Raw genomic sequence first — 2,432 nt, 5'->3', positions numbered from 1 at the left:
GGAGCACAGCCACAGGACCAGTGCCCCGACCAGAGTCACGGTCCACGCCCGGGGCATGTAGCCGAACGTGTAGAGCGGTCCGAACGCACCTGGCTCCAGAAGGCGGCCCAGCTCGACGCCGTTGGACTCGGGTGCGGCGACGATCAGGTTCGCCGCCGCCAGTACGGTCCAGGCGCCCGACGCCCAGGTGAGGAGGCGCAGTTCCGGGCCGAATCGCAGCCGGCCTGCCTCTCTCTTCCCGCGCGGATGCAGGAACAGCACCGCGACGACGGCGCCCAGGGAGACCACTGCCGCGAGATCGGCGGCGCCGCGTAGCGCAGCAGCTGTCACGGCCGTCCCCGTCCCGGGGAAACCTCGGTGGATGTCCTCGTACAGGGAGGGGCCGCCGAGCAGGTTCGCCGCCACCGCGGGCAGCGCCGCGAGGAAGAGCGCGCTGAGCGCCAGGGCCGCTGCTCTCTGCTTCACCACGCCGACTCTACAAGATGTCGAATACGGGTCTCGGGGCGACAGGTCGCGATGTCGCGGACGTCTCCCGTGCGCGACTCAGCGATGCTCGGGACGCAGATGTCCGCTTGGGGTGCGCGAAGAGGGCAAGGCGTCCGGCGGGCAGTGCTGTGGGTGGAGTGCGCTGACTCGAGCAGCGCGAACTCCCAGCTCGCGGGAGGGGGTGAGGCGGTTGAGAGCGGCCAGAGCCTCCCTCAGGTGGGCGGGGCCTACCTTGGAGGCTGCAGCGTCATCCGCGGCCAACTCGGTGAGCAGCGTGATCCGTGAAGCTAGGTCTCGTCGCAGGCGGGAACGCTTGGGCAAACATGCCGTGTGCCACGCTCCAAGCCTCCTCAGCAGCGCGTGGCGCTGCCTGAGATGCGCTGCCTCATGGGCGAGAACAGCGGACAGATAGGAGGGCGGCAGTGCATGCCGGACAGCACGCGAGACGAAGATCGTTGACGGCGTGCCCGGTATAGCCACGGCCACATAGCGCGGATCCTCGATCTCGACGACGGCGATGGCGCCCATCTGCCAGGAACCTGTCCGCCGACGTGAGAGCAGTTCGGTGATGCTCGGCCGTTCGTCATCATCCTCGCCGAGATCGACCCGGCCCAGCTGAGTAAGGGATCCCGCGATGCCAAGACCCCCGAGCCCGGCCCAGGCGATGAGCGTCAGGGCCAGCCCCTCTATCGGGGCGCCAGCAGAGCTCGTCGACAGCGACAGCGCGGCCGCAACGAGAACGGCCACGATCGTCACGACCAACCCCAGCGCGCCGGCCAGAGCCCACGCCATCAGCGCGCGACGTGGACGACGAACCTGCCACCCCCCACGAGTGAGAAGACACGCCGAGAGCGGGACGGCGGCGAGTCCTGCCACCAACGTCCCGACGATCGCCCCGATCATCATCGTTCCCGGTGAGAGCGCCGTGAGGTGATCGCATCCATCACCAGATCGAGGTCTGCCTCGGAGAGGTTGTCAGTGAAGGCCATCAGCGCATCCTCGCGGTCCTGTGCATCCTCGAGCACCTCGACCATGTCTGCGGCGTGCGCCTGCGCACTGCTGACGGCTGCTTCGAACGTCACTCGCCGGGGCGAGAGGGCTCGTCGGGTGACCATCCCCTTCGTCTCGAGTCGGGACAGCACTGTGAGTACCGTGGTCTGGGCGGGTGCGGGGTCATCGAAGGTCGCCTGGATCGCGCTGGCACTAAGTGGTGCGGCGGCGGTCCACAAGGCGCGCATCACCAGAGCCTCCAGTGCGCCGGCAGACCGAGATCTCACACCCGCCACGACCCCACCGCTTCCCGTTCTCTGTATGCCTGCAGCGTGCCACACGGTATCGCAGCCCGGTCGATGCGCCACACCTCGCGAGCTCTACTGCGTGTAGAGTTCGGGATCGTGATCGAGTCTCCCTGGTCCTTCGTGCTGACCGCCATCTTCCTCGCAACGGCCGTACTCTGCGCACTGCACCTCTCGCAGAGCCATCGCACGTCCGCCGCAGTGACTACCGGGTCCGTGCACGCCTCCCATCATGGGCCGATAGCGACGGCAGTGCACGTGAACCACCTCGTGATGAGCCTGGCGATGCTGCTGATGGTGTGGCGGCCAGTCGGCACGGCCGGGACGTGGATTCAGGTCGCCCTCTTCGCGCTCTTTGGTGTTGTGATGCTGCTCGGCCTCCCCACCGTCCACGCCGTGGGTGAGCGTGTCGCAGTGGTCAGCCACGTGATGCTCAACGCCGCGATGATCTGGATGCTGCTGGCGATGCCGCTGCTGATGGGCCACGACATGGGCGGGTCCGCCGATGCGCACGCCGGACACCACGGCGGCGGTACCGGAGACGAGATGGCGATGGAGATGACGCCGACTCCGGCCTGGGTCGAGGCCGTGAACTGGGGCGCCGTCGTCCTCAGCGCCGTGATCGCCGTTTGGTGGCTCGTGCGCCTTCTC

General features: G+C 68.0%; 3 protein-coding genes and 1 pseudogene. 1 reads left to right on the top strand and 3 read right to left on the bottom strand.

Going from position 1 to position 2,432, the window contains the following annotated elements; translation table 11 throughout:
- The 3 genes and pseudogenes from CIK71_RS17825 to CIK71_RS16560 form a co-directional block, all read right to left on the bottom strand.
- A pseudogene (locus CIK71_RS17825) lies at nt 1–465 on the bottom strand (hypothetical protein); the annotation flags it as partial.
- A 78-nt stretch (nt 466–543) separates the two neighbouring features.
- Nucleotides 544–1,392: a M56 family metallopeptidase gene (locus tag CIK71_RS16565; protein ID WP_096166790.1), complete on the bottom strand. Its 849-nt coding sequence runs from the start codon at nt 1,390–1,392 to the stop codon at nt 544–546.
- Nucleotides 1,389–1,763 (bottom strand): BlaI/MecI/CopY family transcriptional regulator, encoded by a 375-nt coding sequence (locus CIK71_RS16560; RefSeq protein ID WP_255411066.1) that lies wholly within the window; start codon nt 1,761–1,763, stop codon nt 1,389–1,391. The genes CIK71_RS16565 and CIK71_RS16560 overlap by 4 nt, the downstream gene beginning before the upstream one ends.
- A 276-nt stretch (nt 1,764–2,039) precedes the next feature.
- Here CIK71_RS16560 and CIK71_RS17820 point away from each other — a divergent pair.
- On the top strand, nt 2,040–2,432 hold a 393-nt coding region (locus CIK71_RS17820; protein WP_176485683.1), incomplete at its 3' end, for a DUF5134 domain-containing protein.

Source organism: Brachybacterium alimentarium (genome assembly GCF_002332425.1).
GTDB classification, from domain to species: domain Bacteria; phylum Actinomycetota; class Actinomycetes; order Actinomycetales; family Dermabacteraceae; genus Brachybacterium; species Brachybacterium alimentarium.
The sequence above is the reverse complement of the archived record's forward strand: the minus strand, read 5'-3'. Positions and strand labels throughout refer to the sequence as shown.